Annotated in this window: 20 protein-coding genes; 5 read left to right on the top strand and 15 right to left on the bottom strand. The window is 39.5% G+C overall.

The window, feature by feature from the left end; translation table 11 throughout:
• Window positions 1–263: 263 nt before the first annotated feature.
• On the bottom strand, window positions 264–920 hold the full coding sequence (locus tag ABD010_RS07130) for a carboxymuconolactone decarboxylase family protein (protein ID WP_343811575.1): 657 nt from the start codon (window positions 918–920) through the stop codon (window positions 264–266).
• A gap of 294 nt (window positions 921–1,214) precedes the next feature.
• On the opposite strand from ABD010_RS07130, the gene ABD010_RS07135 reads away from it, so the two are divergent.
• On the top strand, window positions 1,215–2,285 hold the full coding sequence (locus ABD010_RS07135; protein ID WP_343811576.1) for an amidohydrolase family protein: 1,071 nt from the start codon (window positions 1,215–1,217) through the stop codon (window positions 2,283–2,285).
• Window position 2,286: 1 nt separating this feature from the next.
• On the top strand, window positions 2,287–2,646 hold the full coding sequence (locus ABD010_RS07140) for a Rieske (2Fe-2S) protein (RefSeq protein ID WP_343811577.1): 360 nt from the start codon (window positions 2,287–2,289) through the stop codon (window positions 2,644–2,646).
• A 90-nt stretch (window positions 2,647–2,736) separates the two neighbouring features.
• On the opposite strand, the gene wrbA is transcribed toward ABD010_RS07140, so the two are convergent.
• The 4 genes from wrbA to ABD010_RS07160 all read right to left on the bottom strand — a co-directional run bounded on the left by wrbA (window position 2,737) and on the right by ABD010_RS07160 (window position 4,709).
• Window positions 2,737–3,348 carry an NAD(P)H:quinone oxidoreductase gene (wrbA, locus tag ABD010_RS07145; RefSeq protein ID WP_343811578.1) on the bottom strand — a complete coding sequence of 204 codons (612 nt, stop codon included), beginning with the start codon at window positions 3,346–3,348 and terminating at the stop codon, window positions 2,737–2,739.
• A gap of 281 nt (window positions 3,349–3,629) precedes the next feature.
• Window positions 3,630–3,761, bottom strand: a complete 132-nt coding sequence (locus ABD010_RS07150) for a hypothetical protein (protein ID WP_343811579.1) — start codon at window positions 3,759–3,761, stop codon at window positions 3,630–3,632.
• A 7-nt stretch (window positions 3,762–3,768) separates the two neighbouring features.
• Window positions 3,769–4,164, bottom strand: a complete 396-nt coding sequence (gene spxA, locus ABD010_RS07155) for a transcriptional regulator SpxA (RefSeq protein WP_343811580.1) — start codon at window positions 4,162–4,164, stop codon at window positions 3,769–3,771.
• A 95-nt stretch (window positions 4,165–4,259) separates the two neighbouring features.
• Window positions 4,260–4,709 carry a MarR family winged helix-turn-helix transcriptional regulator gene (locus tag ABD010_RS07160; RefSeq protein ID WP_343811581.1) on the bottom strand — a complete coding sequence of 150 codons (450 nt, stop codon included), beginning with the start codon at window positions 4,707–4,709 and terminating at the stop codon, window positions 4,260–4,262.
• 294 nt (window positions 4,710–5,003) lie between these two features.
• Here ABD010_RS07160 and ABD010_RS07165 point away from each other — a divergent pair, with 294 nt between their 5' ends.
• The gene (locus tag ABD010_RS07165; RefSeq protein ID WP_343811582.1) at window positions 5,004–6,080 is read left to right on the top strand and encodes a sulfotransferase family protein; all 1,077 of its coding nucleotides are present in this window, start codon (window positions 5,004–5,006) and stop codon (window positions 6,078–6,080) included.
• An 88-nt stretch (window positions 6,081–6,168) separates the two neighbouring features.
• On the opposite strand, the gene ABD010_RS07170 is transcribed toward ABD010_RS07165, so the two are convergent.
• The 9 genes from ABD010_RS07170 to ABD010_RS07210 form a co-directional block, all read right to left on the bottom strand.
• Entirely contained in the window at window positions 6,169–6,720 is a 552-nt protein-coding gene (locus ABD010_RS07170) for an NADPH-dependent FMN reductase (protein ID WP_343811657.1), read from the bottom strand.
• A gap of 181 nt (window positions 6,721–6,901) precedes the next feature.
• Window positions 6,902–7,789 carry an alpha/beta hydrolase gene (locus ABD010_RS07175; RefSeq protein WP_343811583.1) on the bottom strand — a complete coding sequence of 296 codons (888 nt, stop codon included), beginning with the start codon at window positions 7,787–7,789 and terminating at the stop codon, window positions 6,902–6,904.
• A gap of 97 nt (window positions 7,790–7,886) precedes the next feature.
• A complete protein-coding gene (locus ABD010_RS07180) occupies window positions 7,887–9,002 on the bottom strand; it encodes a glycosyltransferase (RefSeq protein ID WP_343811584.1) in 1,116 nt (371 codons plus the stop codon).
• A 148-nt stretch (window positions 9,003–9,150) separates the two neighbouring features.
• Window positions 9,151–10,677: a phytoene desaturase family protein gene (locus ABD010_RS07185; RefSeq protein ID WP_343811585.1), complete on the bottom strand. Its 1,527-nt coding sequence runs from the start codon at window positions 10,675–10,677 to the stop codon at window positions 9,151–9,153.
• A 9-nt stretch (window positions 10,678–10,686) separates the two neighbouring features.
• Window positions 10,687–11,166: a glycosyl-4,4'-diaponeurosporenoate acyltransferase CrtO family protein gene (locus tag ABD010_RS07190; RefSeq protein ID WP_343811586.1), complete on the bottom strand. Its 480-nt coding sequence runs from the start codon at window positions 11,164–11,166 to the stop codon at window positions 10,687–10,689.
• 28 nt (window positions 11,167–11,194) lie between these two features.
• Window positions 11,195–12,592, bottom strand: a complete 1,398-nt coding sequence (locus ABD010_RS07195) for an aldehyde dehydrogenase family protein (protein ID WP_343811587.1) — start codon at window positions 12,590–12,592, stop codon at window positions 11,195–11,197.
• The gene (locus tag ABD010_RS07200; RefSeq protein ID WP_343811588.1) at window positions 12,585–14,075 is read right to left on the bottom strand and encodes a phytoene desaturase family protein; all 1,491 of its coding nucleotides are present in this window, start codon (window positions 14,073–14,075) and stop codon (window positions 12,585–12,587) included. Before ABD010_RS07200 ends, ABD010_RS07195 begins: the two co-directional genes overlap by 8 nt.
• Window positions 14,076–14,095: 20 nt before the next feature.
• Window positions 14,096–14,956 carry a phytoene/squalene synthase family protein gene (locus ABD010_RS07205; RefSeq protein WP_343811589.1) on the bottom strand — a complete coding sequence of 287 codons (861 nt, stop codon included), beginning with the start codon at window positions 14,954–14,956 and terminating at the stop codon, window positions 14,096–14,098.
• 16 nt (window positions 14,957–14,972) lie between these two features.
• Window positions 14,973–16,493: a phytoene desaturase family protein gene (locus ABD010_RS07210; RefSeq protein WP_343811590.1), complete on the bottom strand. Its 1,521-nt coding sequence runs from the start codon at window positions 16,491–16,493 to the stop codon at window positions 14,973–14,975.
• Window positions 16,494–16,665: 172 nt separating this feature from the next.
• On the opposite strand from ABD010_RS07210, the gene ABD010_RS07215 reads away from it, so the two are divergent.
• A complete protein-coding gene (locus ABD010_RS07215) occupies window positions 16,666–17,553 on the top strand; it encodes a MerR family transcriptional regulator (RefSeq protein WP_343811591.1) in 888 nt (295 codons plus the stop codon).
• A 2-nt stretch (window positions 17,554–17,555) separates the two neighbouring features.
• On the opposite strand, the gene ABD010_RS07220 is transcribed toward ABD010_RS07215, so the two are convergent.
• Window positions 17,556–18,068: a DUF1722 domain-containing protein gene (locus ABD010_RS07220; RefSeq protein ID WP_343811592.1), complete on the bottom strand. Its 513-nt coding sequence runs from the start codon at window positions 18,066–18,068 to the stop codon at window positions 17,556–17,558.
• A 177-nt stretch (window positions 18,069–18,245) separates the two neighbouring features.
• Between ABD010_RS07220 and ABD010_RS07225 the strand changes: the two genes are divergently transcribed.
• Window positions 18,246–18,722 carry an SRPBCC family protein gene (locus ABD010_RS07225; protein WP_343811593.1) on the top strand — a complete coding sequence of 159 codons (477 nt, stop codon included), beginning with the start codon at window positions 18,246–18,248 and terminating at the stop codon, window positions 18,720–18,722.
• Window position 18,723: the final 1 nt, after the last annotated feature.

Below are 18,723 nucleotides of genomic sequence, written 5' to 3' on the forward strand. Positions count from 1 at the left end.
TTATCGTAGTGAGGAAGTGTGAAGTTTGCTAGTTGCTGGGCGCTGGAGCCGGACGTGGCTTTTCATTAATATAAAAATTATCCACAAGTATTAAATTTTATAGTTTCCTGGTGTATGAAATAAAAAAAGGCTGTCCCCCTGCTATGTTAGCGGGGAGACAGCCTTGATTTATATTTCTATCGACATTTTTAGCTGAAAGCCATAGAGTATAGTTATGTAATAGAGCCGTCAGATTTTATCTACGACGACTCAGGTTCACGATTTTAAGCTTCACCATAACTCTCAATCAAATTCGCTATATGTGCATAGGAACCGCCAGCCAACAGCGCGGAAGCAACCAATACTGCTTCAGACAATTCCTCTCTTGTTGCTCCTTCTTTATGTGCGCCTTTGGTATGCACATCGATGCAATATGGACAAAGTGTTGCATGACCTACCGCAACCGCCACTATTTCCTTGAATTTCTTGCTTAATTCGCCTTCCTTCATGGCTGCTGAGTTAAATCCGGAATAACCTTGGAACCCGTCTTTCGCATGCTTGCCAAGTTCCTTGAGATTCTTCAAGTTGGAGCGTTCATACAATGAATCATCTGCATCATCTGCCAGTGCATTATGCATATTGGTGCTGTGTGTTACAGCCCCGCCCGCTTCAACTGCGGATGTAACAAAGACAGCTTCCACCAGTTCTTCAAGCGAAGCACCTTCCTTTTTGGCCTTTTTAGTATGTGTATCAATGCAATATGGGCATTCCGTTACATGGGCTATCGAAACGGCAATGATTTCTTTTTCCTTTTTAGTCAGTGTACCCTCCGTGAAAACACCCGAATCAAAATCGGCAAAAGCCTTTGCCTGTTCTGGTGCGAGGTCCTTCACTTTATTTAAATTATTTGCCTGACTTTTATCATAAAAACTATCAGTCAATTTAAATCCTCCTCAGCTAAAGTAATTTTTTTATCCATTGTGTATGCTTCCACCGATTTGATATGAATAAACAACTATCTATTCCATCACTTCCAGAACAAGTCATAGAGCTATGGATGTTCAATCAGAATAAATTACACGTTATTTGAAAAATTGCCACTGGACGTCACTGAGCTTCACTGAGCTTCACTGAATGATCTAAATGCCGCTCATTCACTGTCAGTGGATTTGGTGAATGTGGCATGACTTTGATACTATTCTAGTTATTCGAAGCGACCAGAAGGAGGTATTTCTATGGGGCATAAAAAACCAGCAATCGTCGATACAGATATTCATGAACGTGCTCAATATAGTGATATTGTTGACAAGCTGGATGAACCGTTCAGACATTATATTGAAAACTGTCACTGGATGCAGGAAAAACATATGCCTTATACACAGCCAACCGTTGCAGGTGTCGACAGAGCTGATGCAGCACTTGCGGATGGCCGGCCAGCAGGTACTGACCTGGGATTTATGCAGGAACAACTGCTGGATGAAATCGGTCATGACGTTGGTATTTTAACAGGAGCCCTCGATCCTTCCCCATCCTCTATGCATGGCTGGCATGAAATGGCAACTGCGCTGGCGACGGCCTATAATGACTGGCAAATTGAAACTTGGCTTAATCAGGATAAACGGTTATACGGTTCAGTTCATATTGCGGCTCAGGACCGTGATGGAGCAATTAAGGAGATTGAACGTGTCGGATCTCATCCGAAAATGGTGCAGGTATTACTGCCAATAGATGACATTATGTGGGGCGATCCGTACTACCACCCCATATTTGCAGCAGCTGAGAAGCATAACTTAATGATTGGTATGCACCATAACGAGCCACCTGTTTATTACGGCAAATGGCCACGCTATTTTATCGAGTGGCATACGCTGATCCCGACCGCCCACATGAAGCAAATCACAAACATGATGTTCAATGGCGTATTTGATAAATTCCCAAACCTGGGACTCATGATGATTGAAGGCGGTTATACGTTCATCCCGCATCTGATGTGGAAGATGGATCAGCAATATCGGGATTTGCGTCATGAAGTCCCGTGGCTGAAGCGAAAGCCGAGTGAAATTATGAAAAAACAGGTACGATTCGCAACGCAGCCTGCAGAGGAACTGACGAAACAGGAATTCTACTCACTGATCGAGCAGATGGGTACAGATGAAATGCTTTGTTTCTCAACTGATTATCCGCACTGGGATTATGATTCACCGCATCGGGCATTGCCACGTATGGATGAAGCGCTTAGGAATAAAATTTTTGCAGAAAACGCCAGAAATTTTTATCCGAAATTGCCGAAAGCGGAGGATGAATAACATGGAAGAACAAATTGTATGTCAAACTTCCGATATAGAACCAGGTGATATGATGAAAGCAGCATTTGGAAAACAAACAATATTAGTGTGCCGCACACCGGATGGAAAGTTTTATGCGTTTTTGAATCAATGTATCCATCAGGGTGCACCGCTCGATAAAGGAATGATTTGCGGGGCAACAACTGCTGATAGCAAGCCGGGTAATTACGATTATTGTCATCATGGCGAGATTATCCGCTGCCCCTGGCATGGCAGAGAATTTGATATTAAAAATGATGGTCGAATGCTTGCCAACCCGGATAAACGGATTCCGAGTTTCAATGTGCGCACAGAAGGTGAAAATGTCATCGTTTATAAATAATGATGATGTGAATAAGTTTGATAACATTCAGTTAATAAGAACGATCCATCGTATAAAGAGCCAATCAACTACGATTGGCTCTTCAAATATTTATTGATTTCCGTTTTTAACCCATTCAGCAACATTTACCGTACGCTTGGCCTGATGCTTAGCTGCACCTTCAACATCCTCGACCATTTTACCATTCTGATCAACAGAGACGCTTGTTCCATATGGATTTCCTCCAGCTCCGAAAAGTACCGGATCCGTATAACCCGGAGCTGCTATGATGGCACCCCAGTGCATCATGGAAGTGTATAATGAAAGCAATGTGGCTTCTTGACCACCATGTGGGTTTTGTGCAGAAGTCATCGCACTTACTACTTTATTCACTGTCTTGCCGTTTGCCCAAATGCCACCCTGAATATCCAGAAATTGCTTCATTTGTGATGGAACATTGCCAAAACGTGTTGGAGAACTGAATATAATAGCATCTGCCCATTCAAGGTCATCTGAAGTTGCCACCGGAACGTCTTTTGTTGCTTCCACCGTTGCTTTCCATGCTTCATTGCCATCAATGACTGATTGTGGAGCCAGCTCTTCCACTTTAAATACTTTAACCTCAGCGCCTGCCTCTTTTGCTCCTTCTTCAGCCCATTTTGCCATTTGATAATTTGTTCCACCCATGCTGTAAAATACAACTGCTAATTTAACGTTTGACATATTTTCATTCTCCTTTGTTTTTCCTAATAATTTGTCTAAAAAACCCATTTATATTTACACCTTCTTTTGTTTAGTTTTAACATCCTTTTCGTAAATAACCACCTCCTTTGAAATTAATGTTTAAGATAGTTGAGGTGATTGATTACGGGTGTCTGCAGTAATTAACAAAGCAACTTGCCTTTTGTTACTAATTTGTATATTATCAGTTCGTATATCCTTAATTCAAAATATATGCTTGTACTGTTCTATTACCCACCATTTTTTGCATAAAAGGACAGAACTTAATCCAGATTTCTTACTTCGATTGGAGCCAGTTCTGTCCAGCTGTTCAGGTATTGTTCAATTGTGATAGCAGTTTCCTGCGGATAGCTAACAAAAGAAGTAATATGTCCAATTCCTGCTGTTTTCTTCATTCCAGTTTTAGTTAATGATTTTCTGCGCCTCTTGTAATTGAAGCCTTCGAACTGTTCTTGGCAGGAACTTGCGGATCTCATCCTCATTAAATCCAACTTGCATACGCTTTTCATCCTTAATAATGGGTCTCTTTAAAATACCCGGGTTTTCTTCAATCAAGCTGTATAGCGTTTTTATTGGTAATTGCTCAACATTTACATCTATCGTTTTAAACACTTTGGAACGTTTCGAAATAATCTCATCCGTTCCATCCTCCGTTAAGCGCAAAACACCCTTGATTTCGTCCTCGGATAATGGCTCATGAAATAAGTTACGTTCTTTAAAAGGTACACCCTGCTCTTGCAACCACTTTTTTGCCTTTCTGCAGGATGTGCAACTTGGCGTCGTGTAAAGTGTTACCATGAAATCACTCCATAATAGTTTTAATAAATGTGTTATCATAAATACTCTTATTTCATAAATCCTGAATTCAGAATATATGGTTAAAAAAATTTAAACTACATTTCTTTAGCATGATGACCTGCTTTCTTTAGTAAATCAATCACTATATCGTTTTCTTCTTCAGACCATACATTAAAAACAGCTTCTATTTTTTTCTCATGTTCCGGAAAATACGCATCCATAAATTCTTTTCCAGGTTCTGTAATGGCCGCATACATGACGCGACGATCATCCGGACATGCTCTTCGGTAAAGATATCCCTTTTTTTCAAGCTTATCAACAACGTAAGTGATGCTGCTGTTGGCAACCAGAATATTTCTTCCAATTTGTTGTATCGGCTGATCACCTTTATGATACAGTAATTCCAAAACAGCAAACTCATTAAGATTCATACCATACTGAGCCACGTCTTTTTTAAGAACATCCTGTATGGATTGTGCTGTCCGATTTAGAACTGTAAAGGCTTTAAGCTGGGGATTAACATCGCTCAATTGTCTCACCTCCATCAATAAGCTGCCGTTTATATCAAAAAAATTATCTTAAATTCATTTATTTCAAATTCGTATTATCTAATTTAAGTATATAATACCATCGAATTAAAATACTGTCAATAACGATGCAGGCATCCAGAGGAAAACAGTGAAACATTTTTGCCAAAAAATAGTACAAATCACTTATATACTGGGGTAGCCATTAATGCCAGGACACAACTATATGGGAACACCGGCTTATTGAACCTTTTCATAAGCAGCATTAAAATTACAATATAGAAGCTGTTAATAGAAATCTGAATTTAGGAGATGGTCATTATCACAAAACCGGTTTTCATTATATCCACTGGACGAAGTGGATCAACAGCCTTATCAAATTGTATTAATTTACACCCTAATATACTTAGTCTTTCGGAATTCTTATTATCCATCAACATGAATGCTGCCGGTCCGGATCCGGAAGCAAACAGCTGGCCGGGATTGTCATTGGAAAAATGGGACGGAAAACAATTTTGGGACCTTCTTGCAAAAAAGGTGCCAATTAACATCGAACCTTATATCCAAAAAGGGGTGCGGCTGAAAGAATTTTTATATGAAATTTCAGACACATCACGATTCAACTTAAAAACCGGAGTACCGGCTATTCTTGCGATGACACTTCCCCATATAACGGAAAACCCGGACGAATTGTATGAGGAATTGGAATCAGTCGTTCCCCAATTCCCGGAAGATCGGCTTGACCGCCAGTACCAGCGACTATTTGAATGGCTGCTGCGGAGATACCAAAAGGATGTTTGTGTGGAACGATCCGGAGTGTCCGTCCATTTTGTAGATCGTTTAATCGACATGTTTCCGGATGCTAAATTCATCTTTTTGTACCGCGATGTCAGGGAAACGGCGATGGCTTTCAACCGATTTCAAGCCTTTAAACTTGGCACCGCATTAAAAAAGGCTAAGGAAACTACTGGAGAAGACCCAACGGACCCAAATAGCGATATATCCCGTTTGGGTGAGTTTAAATGGCTGCACCCGGATTACTTTGACATGGAGCAGTTCAATAACTATGAAATGTCGTATGAGGCCTTGGGAGAAAACTTATCTTCATCCTTGGTGTCAGCTGAAAAGAATATTTCTAAACTACCAGCAGAGCAAGTACTTTATCTCCGTTATGAGTCGCTTACAAAGGCACCGCATGACCAACTCAGGCGCATCATTCAATTTATACAACCGGAATCAGCGACTGCTCAGGAAAATGAAAAGTGGGTTGAACAAAGTGCTTCTATGATTCGGTCGAAACCAGCCACTTGGCCTGAATTACCAAGCGAAAAACGGAAAAAGCTTGAAAAGGCTAGTGAACCGGCGTTGAAATTACTGGAGTATATCTAGATTCTTTAGGGATATCAACGAGGCGCTTTTAAAAAAAGCGCCTCGTAAAGTTTTTTCTTATATCAGGATTTATGCTGTCACTCGACCTTCATCGCTTCATTCGCCCATTTATACTCTGCTGCAAAAACAAAATCTCATCAGCCAAATTTTGCAGTCGTTTCGCTACCAGCTTATCGATAATTTCTTCAGATTCCAGGTCAAAGCAATCATTCTGAACAAACACATTCCCTGTAGGGACCAACCCTTTAAAATAGGATAAAATGGGTTTCAGCTGATATTCCGTTACAAGAAAATGTTTCTCGGACAAACCAGTTGCAACAATGCCGGTAACTTTATTTTTAAACGCGTATTCTGGAAGATGATCCAGCAGATTTTTCAGTACCCCGGAGATAGAAGCTTGATAAATCGGTGTACCAAGTACTAAACAGTCCGCCGACAAGATTTTATCAGCCACAGGCCAAGTATCATCATCGAAATAAGCAAGCGGGGATCCGTCAGCAAATGATAGCTCATAATCCCTTAAATCAATCAGTTCGGTTTTTAACGATCTATCCATCAGACTGGCTGCTTCGAGCACATCATAAACAGCCTTTGCTGTCTTACCCCCAGCCAATGTTCCTGATACGCCAACTAATTTCAACATTACGCCTCCTCTCAGTTCAGTTGTTACACTTGTAACCACTATTCTATCATAAGAAGTGTAGAGGAAGAGAAACTCTGGCCTCTCACCTTAATCAGAAATATGACATAGGTGAAACATGAAACGTACCTACATTGTCCCTCCCTATTATTGGATAGATAATCAAGTAACGTTTCATACTTCAATTTTCATGAGATTTAACTTCTTCTCTGATCTTCTTTGCTATCAACTCCCAAGCTTCCTTAGCTTTTGCTTTTGGACCAAAATGGGTGAAAGCATGTGAACAGCCTGTGAATAATGCTGCTTGAACATTTATCCCTGCTGCTTTTAATTTTTCAGAATATACTTCTGTTTCTGGTCTAAAAGCGTCATACTCTGCAATAAGAATAAGAGCGGGGGCTAAACAATCACCAATATCAGCAAGGACAGGAGAAGCCAGAGGATGCTCGGCTTGTTCTCTTTCAGGAATATAACACATGTTTAACAAGCTTGCGACCTGTGGGTATCTGGAACGCCACTTATCTGGTTCTGGTTTATCTGCATGCGGCGTGACAAAATCCAGAATAGGGCAAGCTAATACCTGGAGGAGTGGCTGAAAGTCCTGTTTATCTTCAAGGTAAAGACAGAGTGCTGCTGCGATATTAGCACCTGAACTTTGACCGCCCAACATGACTTTTTCCGGATTAATATTTAAGTCATCCGTATTTCTTTTCATCCATTGAATAATTTCATAGCCCTGTTCAATTGGCTTAGGAAAAGAGTGCTCCGGTGCTTTCGCATAATCGACATTTAGAATGACACAGCCCGTCTGATTGGCTAAGAAGCGACAATAAGGATCATCCATCTCCTTTTCATTCATTATGAATGCACCACCATGAAAGTTGATGTAGACAGGAAGCTTTTTCTGTTCCACTCCTAAAGGATAATAGAAAGATATGTAAGTCGGTTGAACAGATGTATCAACTAAGACTTCTCTTTTTGTTCTTACAAGTTCCAAGGGAATCATCGGTGTTTTTTTGGCTTGATTAGGGAAAAGCCGCAGTAATCTTACAATAATAGCAGTGAACATACGTAACCTCACTTTTGTTACATTGTCTCTTCATATAATATAATACAATTAATTCTATCTGGAAATTTGTATAGCACATGGATGGTGCCACTTCCCTTTAAACGTCTATTTTCCGATCTTTCCATTTAACAGAATGCAAAACATATACCCTGAACAAGGAATATATATAAATTCCTGTGAAAAACAAAAACAAAATAGGATGAAAGAAGAAAATAAACCATCTGAAATCACCGCATCTTTTGGCAAACAGCAATGTTTGAACCATATAGAGAAGATATAACAGTCCAGTAAGCATGATGGGCAATGCCTCCATTGCTGCAATGGCAGAAATTAGTGCTCCGGTACTTATAAAACTACCTGAAATCCAAATGATAATCATTAGCATAATTACAGGTTGTGTGGACTTTGAGCCAACGGCAAAACTTTTACACCAGCCCTCCACAAGACTTTTAAAGCCCTCAGGGTACATACGAAAAGATATAACTTCCTTACCCCCCATACAATAAACTGGCAATTTTTTATCAAGGAACGCTTGTCCCAGTGCCAAGTCATCCATAAGAGCCTCTTTGATTTTTTTATGTCCGCCTGATAAATAATAATCGTCTCTGTTACATAAAATACAAGGACCAAACGATCCAGCGGTTTTAAACTGGCGTCCCCAAATGGTAAATATATTCATTCCCACAATGACAATAATGTTGAAAATTGCTGAGAGATTTTCATACATGTGTTGCATTGAATGGAAGGGTTGCAAAGATACTATTCCCCTGGCTCCTTTTCGTTGATAGAAAGTCAGTATACCTTCAAGGCTGTCAGGATTGTAGAACTGTGTATCGGCGTCTAAAAATAACAGCCATTTCCCTTTTGCGTGCTGTACACCGTGCCAACAGGCTCTCGATTTTCCCGCTCCATCCTCTTCTGTTTCATTATGTAAAAGTTTTACACCAAAAGCCTTTGCAACAGATGCTGTATTATCAATAGAATGGTCATCAACAACCAATACTTCGAATGACTGGAAGTTTTGTTCCTGTAATGAAGACAGTAACGAAGATATTCTCTCAGCTTCGTTTCTAGCGGGAATAATAATAGTTAAAAAGGGAAAGTTAGCATTTTTATTTTGGTTTGCAGGGACTGGTAAGGACCAGAACATGATAACCCCGAAAATGATTGCGACAAACCCCAAAATAATATTAATCATTATAGAAACTGACATGCGATTTTCTCCTTTTTAGTTGTATTTAGCACAGAAAATTGGTTTTACGAAAGATTACCTCTCGAAGATTTGTACATTTTGCGCCTTTATTTTCCGTCATTACCATTACTTTCCGAACTGATACAAATCAAACAACACTTACCCCGACTCAGTTACCTGAATAGTCAAATAAAATTTCTTTGTCGTCATGCATAAGTTCCTGTGCAGCAATCCTAGCTGATAGAAGCACAATTGGTACACCTGCACCTGGATGTGTACTGCTTCCTGTAAAATACAGATTAGAGCAGTCTGAGGACTTGCTTTGTGGACGCAGGTGCATGCTTTGAGAAAGGGTAGGCTGCAAACCGAAACTGGAACCATGATACGCATTGAACTTGGACTCAAAATCCAGTGGTGTGATATAGGTTTCAGTAACAATTTCATGATCAACATTTTCAAACCCGCGTATTTTTTTTAGTGTATCTAAAATGTAGCTGCGATAATAATTAATTGTTTCCTGGCCCCACTCATAATCGCTTGCAGCAATATTAGATACTGGCATCAGTATATACAGACCATCTTTTCCCTCGGGTGCCAGTGAAGGGTCCATTTTCGATGCAATATATACATAAAAGGATGCATGTTCCAACCTCTTTCCTTCAAAAATATCATGCATGTTCTTTTCAAGCTTTTCATTGAAAACAAAATTATGAACATGTTGAATTTCCTCGTACTTCCTGTTCATGCCCAAGTATAGGAGGAAACAAGAACAGGAGTATTTCATATGTTTAATCTTTTTATCGGTAAATTTGCCTTTGGCAGCAGGCTCTTTAATCAGGTTTTTCATTGCATATGGAAAATCGGCATTGCAAACTACAAAATCCGCAGAAACTTTATTACCATCGACAATAATTCCAGTCGCTTTCCGATTTTGGATAGATATTTCCTGTACTTGTTTGTTATAAAAAATTTCACCGCCAAGTTCTTTAAAAAGTTTCTCCATAGATAATGCCATTGTATACATGCCCCCTTTGATGAACCATACACCATATAAAAATTGAATCATTGGTATCATCGTATAGAAAGACGCACCATTATACGGAGAAATACCAATGTACAATGTTTGGAACCCGATAATCTGCTTTAATCTTTCGCTTTTGATGTACCTCCCGATAAAATGATCAGCTGTATCCATTATTTTCAGTTTTGATGCCTTCTTAAGCATAAATAAATTATAAAAATCTTCTTTCTTGCGGAATGGTCGTTGAAGGATATTGTGTTTAGCAAAAATAAAATGTTTATAAATTTCATGGAGATAGTGAAAAAAACCTACCGTATCTTCTTCGCTAATCGATTCAATCGTTTTGGTCAATTCAGTCAAGTCAGAGGAGATGTCGATAGGATCATCCGGAATATCACGGAAGTATACCCGGTACATGGGATCCAATTTTTCCATTGGAATGTAATCATCAGGGTTACGGTCACAAAGTTCAAATATTTCCCAATATAACTCCGGCATCATAACAATGCTTGGTCCCAGGTCAAATTTATAGCCATCTATTTCAATTTGGTTCATTTTTCCGCCAGGTGTGAGTTCTTTTTCATAAATTTCCACCTGATATCCTGCATGCTGTAATCTGATGGCACTGGCGAGCCCCGCAACACCTGCACCAATTACAATCACTTTCTTGTCCATGCATACCCCTCATTTCCTTGTTAAAATTTCAATAATACGTCCACGATTATATCGTTGAGCAATGATAATGGGCAGATTGAACACAAGTGCATATACAATCATTACCCAGCCAACCCAAAACGGGTTCCATAAAAAAAATAATGGAGCAGGAAGAATCGACAGCCAATGTGTTAACTCAGCCCGTTTGGTCTCGTCGGCGAAACTCCTCAAGTCCTTTACTCTGGTGCCATGCAATGCTTTTTTCTCGTAACCTTTTTTAAGAAAAATAGTCCCGTCGATTAGTTTGCTTTTCCATGATTTCACCCGAAATAGGCGTTGCCATAAATCACCTGATTTTTCCCAGGAGTAGATTTGAAACCAAAAGTTGTTTTCCTGAAAAATTGTCAAGGGCAGTTTCAAACAAATGACTGAAATGAACAAGTGAAAAAAAGTCCAAGCGCATATGTCTATAACGATAATCCAACTGACAGATAACGAGATAAGCGGCATAGGTAATCCTCCTAAACAAACTCATTTTTCACAGCAGCCATTTGCGAAGCCTTTTTAAGATTCGCATATCTTTGTTCGAATAAGGTGGGAATTTATCTGGAACATGCATATAATGATATGCCTTGTAATCCGTTCTGTCGTAGCTGCAAGCATAAAAACCTGCTTTGCCGTGATATGTGCCGTATCCACTGCGCCCAGTTCCACCAAAAGCAACATGTGGATTGGCAGCGTGATGGATGACTTGATTGATACTGATACTAGTTGAATGCATGTACCGCTTAATCATTCGGATATGCTGTTTATTTTTGCTAAAAACATAAGCTGTCAGAGCATCACGCTGAATTAATTGCTGTGAAAATAGACTTTCTAAATCTGTGTAAGGAACAACAGGAAGTACCGGACCGAAGATTTCTTCTTTCAAAATGGCGCTCCCTGGCTTGATGTCTGTCAATATTGTTGGGGCAATGAACAAGTTTTTTTGATCATAATTACCACCATGCCTTACCTTCCCTTGACCAATAAAATCAATCACTTTTTGAAAGTGTGCCGTATGACATATCCTTCCATAGTCTTTACTATTTTTGGGATTCTTGCCGTAAAAATCAATCAGTGCTGCGGAAATTTCCGACAATAATTTCTTATAAACGGATGTATGTACAAAGAGTGTATCTGGCGCAATACAGGTTTGACCAGCATTAAGAAATTTGCCCCAAACAATTTCCCTGATTGCAGCTTCAGAAAAACCTGTTTCATCCAAAATGCAAGGGTTTTTCCCTCCGAGTTCCAGCACAGCAGGTATAAGTTGACTTGCTGCTTGTTGTGCCACCTTTTTCCCCGTCTGCTGACCTCCTGTGAAAAAAATCAGATTAAAAGGCAATGTGGTCAAAAATTCAGCCGTTTGTGCATCTCCTGTGACTACTGCCAATTGTTTTGGAGGAAATAACCGTCGAATGACTTTTTTCAATAGCTTACTTGTTGCAGGAGCATATTCAGAAGCTTTGATAACACAACGATTCCCAGCAGCAATTGCACTAATTGCAGGCATAAGCGCAAGTTGGAGTGGATAATTCCACGGACTAATAATTAATACACTGCCATACGGATGTTGTGTTTTTTTAATTGCCTCTACATATCCTAATTTAAGATGCCAAGAGCGGTCAGGCTTCATCCACTTACGTAACTTCCTGCATTGGTAGTCAATTTCGTTTAATAAAACTGCTATTTCAAAAGAATAGCCTTCAAATGGCGCCCTGTCGGTATCGGCTACAAGTGCTTTTATCCAATCCTCTTCATAGTCTATGAGCATTTTCTTTAATTTTAAAAGTATTTTTTTCCGCTTTGCTGCATAAGGATAGGGGTTGTTGAAATAATCCGTACGCTGTTTTTTAAGTAATTCTTCTAAAACAAGACTATTTTTCTCAGCCATGTTTCGAATCCCTTTGGACAATTTTTTCAGATACCTGCTGCCCACTTAATGTAACCATTGGCATCCCACCTCCAGGATTTACCGTTCCCCCGACAAAATAAAGATTATCATAGCGTTCACTTTGTTTTGGGTGTTTAAACCCTTTATTTTTCTTGCGATTCGATAAGGTGCCATAAATAGCACCTCGGTCGGATCCGTAGACCCGCTGGATATCCTCCGGTGTCCATATATCTTTTGTTACAATATTTTCCCGTAATTCTGTTAAACCCATTTTTTCCAGTTTGACAAGCACCTGCTCTGCAAATCGATCATAGTCTGCCGGTGTAAAAGGTTTATCCTGAATATATGGAATATGTGGAAGCACTTTTAAATTCTCGTATCCCGGTGGAGCCTGTCCCGGGTCTGTTTTATTTACATTCACCAGATAGATAACTGGATCGTCAGGCAATTCATGACGATGAAATATTTTTTTCATTTGCCGCCTCATATTTTTTGCAAAGAAGAAATTGTGATGAGCAAGTTGCGGATAATTTTTCTTTACTCCCAAATGCATGACAAGACCAGAACTTGCTGGCACAAAATTCTTTTTTAGTTTTTTAATATAATGCTTCTTTTCCTGAAGCAGTTGTTCATAAGCCGGAATAACTTCCATATTGGAAATGTAATAATCTGCGGTCAGTTTTGTACCATCCTCCAAAACGGCTCCGGTTATGTTACCCTTCTCTTTTTGGAGTTTGGCAATACCCTTCCCAGTATGAAATGTCACGCCAATTTCTTCAGCCAGTCGTTCAAGACCATTGGCAAGAATGTCCATTCCACCGGGTATATACCAAACGCCCTGGTCATGCTGCATATATATCATCATATTCAACACGGCGGGTGCATCGTAAGGGGATGAACCAACATATTTGACGAAATAAGCGAGCATGTCCCGTAATTGCTTATTGCTGATCCGCTTGTCAATGGATTGATGTACGGTTGAAAATAAATCAAAGTTTGACAAAGCGCTGAACATGCCATTATATTTTAGAATGTCTTTCGTGTTATCAGCACCCTTAAAGTAACTCTTCTCAGTCATGTCATAAAGTTTTTTAGAATATGTAAGCAGTTTTTGATATTGTCTAATATCCCGTTTTTTCAGTGATGGATTTTTTTCCTGCATTTCTTTTAAATCCTCATAAAGATCAATAATATTGCCATCCGGGAAAAAGGAGCGCCATTGATGGTTCAACTTCATGGTTGGAACATAGTCCTTCATGTTTTTTCCACTTGCAGCAAATAGTTTTTCAAATACTTTAGGCATCGTTAAAATAGATGGGCCAAGGTCAAAACCAAAACCATCTTGCTCCAGACGATTTAATTTTCCGCCTAAGTGATTATTTTTCTCATATAAAGATACATTATATCCGTTTTGCGCGAGGGAAATGGCAGCAGACAGTCCTCCGAGTCCACCGCCGATGATTAGTATGCTTTTTTTCGGCACTTCACACAACTCCTTTTAAGTTAAGAGTAACTGCTGATAGTAGTACTGATTTCCTTCATTCTATCTTTGGAAACATAATTTCGTTTGGATAAACAATCATATCCGTTATTTCTAACTGCATCCAATATCCCTCTATAAATTCGAACAGACAGCGAAACAGGTATACGGCTGTCAGGGTCAAATTGGCTGATGTTATGCAAAAAGCGGTCATATAAGTGTTCTGCACGATCAGCCAACTTTTCCCACAAGTTAATAAATTGTTTAGTAACAGCACCGGTTTGCAAATCTTGCGGTGCATAATGAAAATAGTCTAATTCATCTTTTGGCAAATAGATACGCTGTTTTTGGTGAAAATCTTCCCCTACATCACGAAGAATATTTGTTAACTGCATTGCAGTGCCGAGATCGATTGCTGTTGCACGTAAATCGGCTGCATTTTTAGAAGCAATCACAGGAAGTAACATCAAACCGACAGATCCGGCAACATAATAACTATATTGTTCCAGTTCATCCATCGTTTGCGGCGTGGTGAAATCTGCATCCATTGCTTGTCCAGTCAGCTGATCAAAAAATGGTTGAATTTCCATATCATAGTCATCAAATACTTGCCGGAGTGCGCGCCATAAGGGTTTATCCATCTCATTCCGGTTTTCAAATAGATTCAGTTCTTTCTTTAATTGTTTCAGAAGCTGTTGCTTTTTTAATTGTGAATGATTGCCATCAGCGCAGTCATCAGCAATTCGGCAAAAAGCATATATGGCATAGACAGCATTTGCTTTTTCGGAAGGAAGTTTTGAAAAAGCATAATAAAAGCTTTTGGACCGACTTCGTATTATCTGTTCACAAAAATAAAAGTCTGCCTCCGTTTGGCTGGAGTGCATAACAATACCTCCCTAATTATTGGTAGTCATATATGATTCCCTGATCATCATGAATTAATTCTTGTGCAGCAATTTTGGCTGACAACAGCACGATGGGAACCCCTGCACCTGGATGTGTACTACTTCCGGTGAAATATAACTTTTTACAATGAGTTGCTTTACTTTGAGGTCGCAAATGGTTACTTTGTGAAAGCGTTGGCTGCAGCCCGAAACAGGCACCATTATAGGCGTTAAATTTGCTTTCAAAATCTTTTGGAGTCATACAGGTTTCTGTAACAATCTCCTGGTCAACTTTTTCGAACCCTTTAATCCTTTTCATCGAATCCAGGATATAGTTGCGATAATAGTGAATTGTTTCTTCATTCCATTCATACTTTGCTGTAGATAAATCAGATACAGGCAGCAATATGTATATGCCATCCTTTCCCTTTGGCGCCATGGAAGGATCCATTTTAGATGCAATGTATATATAAAAAGAACCGGTCTCCAGCTTATTGCCCGCAAATATATCATTCAAATTCTTGTCCAATTCTTCATTAAAAACAAAATTATGAACATGCTCGATTTCTTCATATTTACGATTCATTCCCAAGTACAATAAAAAACAGGAACAAGAGTATTTCATGTTGTCTATCTTTTTATCTGTATATTTTCCTTTTGCTTCCTTTTTCTTAACAAGGTGCTTCATGGCGAATGGAAAATCAGCATTACACATAATAAAATCCGCTTCCTCTTTTTCGCCATTAGCACGAATGCCAGTTGCTTCGCCGTTTTCTATAGTTATTTCCTTTACATTCGTGTTGTATTGGATATCACCGCCCAACTCCAGAAACAATTTTTCCATTGCTTTTGCCATGGTGTGCATCCCGCCCTTGATAAACCAGACACCATATAAAAATTCGATCATCGGAATCATCGTGTATAATGAAGGACCGTTGTACGGCGAAACCCCAATATATAAGGTTTGAAAACTGATCATTTGTTTCAGCCGTTCATGTTTAATATATTTACTGATAAAGTGATCGGCACTGTCCAAAGTTTTCAACTTCATAGCCTGCTTCAACATGAAAGGGGTAAAAAAATCTGCCCGACTACGGAACGGACGTTGGATAAAATATTTTTTTGCAATCGTAAATCGTTTGTATATCTCTTGCAAGTAGTCAAGGAAACCTTCCGCATCTTCCTCGCTGATTTGCTCGATCGTCTTTATTAAGGTTGTCAAATCAGAAGAGATATCATATGGGTGTTCCGTGTCATCATGGAAATAAACCCTGTACATGGGATCCAATTTTTGCATTGGTATATAATCATCTGGATCTCGTCCGCATAACTCAAAGACCTCTTTATATAATTCCGGCATCATAACCAGTGTCGGACCTAAATCAAACTGATAGCCATCTTGCTCAATTCGATGCATTTTCCCCCCGGGCAGGTGCTCTTTTTCAATTACCCTTACTTGATAGCCTGCATGCTGCAAACGAATTGCGCTTGCCAAACCAGCTACACCGGCGCCAATCACAATCACTTTTTTCTTCATATATGTCTCCTTAATATATAATTATTGTTGTCATTTAACATTATACATTAATTTAAAATCTTGTACAGTGTAATGATTTCAACTAGATTTATAGACTTTTTTTCAGGAAAATGCATTTAATTTGTACAATCTTATGTTATAATTTAATTACTTTTGTAAAAGGATGAACGCTATGGCAAACTTAGCTGAGAAACATTACTATATTAAAGAAGTTGCTCAATTAACGGGGCTTTCAGAACAGCTAATACGAAAATGGGAGAACAGATATCATATTATTCAGCCGAAAAGATTAAACAATGGTTACCGTGTTTATACACACGAAGATTTAATAACGCTGACAGATTTAAAAAAAATACGAGATCAGGGTAAACCGATGAAAGCGGCGATACAAACTGTATTGGCCAATAAAGATAAAGCAAGGTGGTATGAAAAACTGAACTTGGTCGAACCAAGTCATTATGTTTCAAAGCTGATTGAGAAAGGGACAATTTATGATGAGAATGGTTTGATGTTCCTGCTAAAACAAGCGAACCATCAGTATGGGCTTGATTTGTTTTTGCAAAACACAGTGCGGCCCTTCTTGGAAAAAATCGGGCTTTTGTGGGAGAAAGAAGAATGGGATGAGAGTCAGGAAATAGTATCGAGTCTAGTAGTTCGTGATTTTTTAACGCAGATTAGCCGAAATTTCAGTAACTATGCACAAGCACCTCATGCACTTGGTTTCTGTCTGCCTGATGAATTGCACGAGATACCACTGCAAATTGTATTACTGCAAATGCGAATGCAGGGGTGGAGAACAACCAGAATTGGGGCTTCTCCGAAGTTTACCGCTATCGAACAGCTTATTGAGCGAATTCAACCACACAAAGTATTATTTTCCGCAAGCACATTAATCCCTTTTCAGCATAACGAAAACCTGCTTGAGGAACTGGATGCCATCGCTGCCCGTTATTCTTATATTTCCTTTTATATTGGCGGAAAAGGAGTTTGGGAATATACTGAATTGGTTAAACCAAAACACATGCATATTTCCTTTACTGTTGACGATGTCCTTCGATAAATTTACACCTGGCAGACGACATGATCGCCCATCCAATACAGGGAAGATTGCGGTAATTCCTTGCTTTGATGTTTCAGCCTGTATGGTACCTTGTGGAATGGCCGTTCCCGCAGACGTTCCCACAGGCGAGAATACAGCAGATAATCAACATGGTGGATCCCTGCCAGCTGTTCAAGTTCACGTATAGCTTGACTGGGGTTTTTCCGGATCAACACATTCAAGTTGTGTTTCGCACCAGCCGGCAGCTGCTTTTTAAAGTAACCGGCTATATGTTGAAGTGCATTAATGATTTGCGGCAACTGCCCACTCGGCACATTCCGGAAGCGGGAATCAGTCTCCTCCATCAGTTGATAAGCAACATTAAATTCTTTAACATCCGGGCGCAAGTGTTGCCTTATTTTTTGATAGTTTTGTTGACTGCACGCCAAAACAAAATACTTATTTGCCGCCCAAACAGCTTGGGCAGTCTTTAAAACCAGTTTTTCGTCATCCATTCGTTTTGCATTGATGCACATAGTTGTCACCTGCTTTTTTACGAAGTTTAACCTTTTTGGACGAATGACTTAATTGTATTTATGCGCAGAGCAGGAAGTTTGTAATTTATACTCTGCCAAGATTAACCTGAGTCCATTATAGTACTAATTTAGAATATGCGGCAAAAACAAGCGTTATTTTGATGGGAGGGGAATGTATTGAAGGTTTATCAATTACGAACGAAACAGCAATTGCCTATTTCCCTGCAAGAAGCGTGGGACTTTTTTTCAGACCCGGGAAAGCTGCCGGAATTAACACCACCTTGGATGCAATTCCAAGTAGAAAGTGAGCCGGATGGGAAAATGTATCCCGGTATGATTGCTACCTATCGGGTAAAACCAATTCTGGGCATCCGGCTTTCATGGGTTACAGAAATCACCCATACGCAGGAGCAGGTCTACTTTGTCGATGAGCAGCGCTTTGGACCATACCGATTCTGGCATCATGAACACCACTTCACAGCAACAGATAATGGTGTCGAAATGGCGGATATTATACATTATGCACTGCCGCTTGGCATACTCGGTCAACTGATGCACAAAATAAATATCGAGAAAAAACTGCAGAATATCTTTCAATTTCGGTATCACACACTGGAAGAACGATTTGGAGCCATCGGGAAAAGGAGCATATGAA

Origin of the sequence: Virgibacillus siamensis, assembly GCF_039522605.1 — a bacterium.
Lineage (GTDB): Bacteria > Bacillota > Bacilli > Bacillales > Amphibacillaceae > Lentibacillus > Lentibacillus siamensis.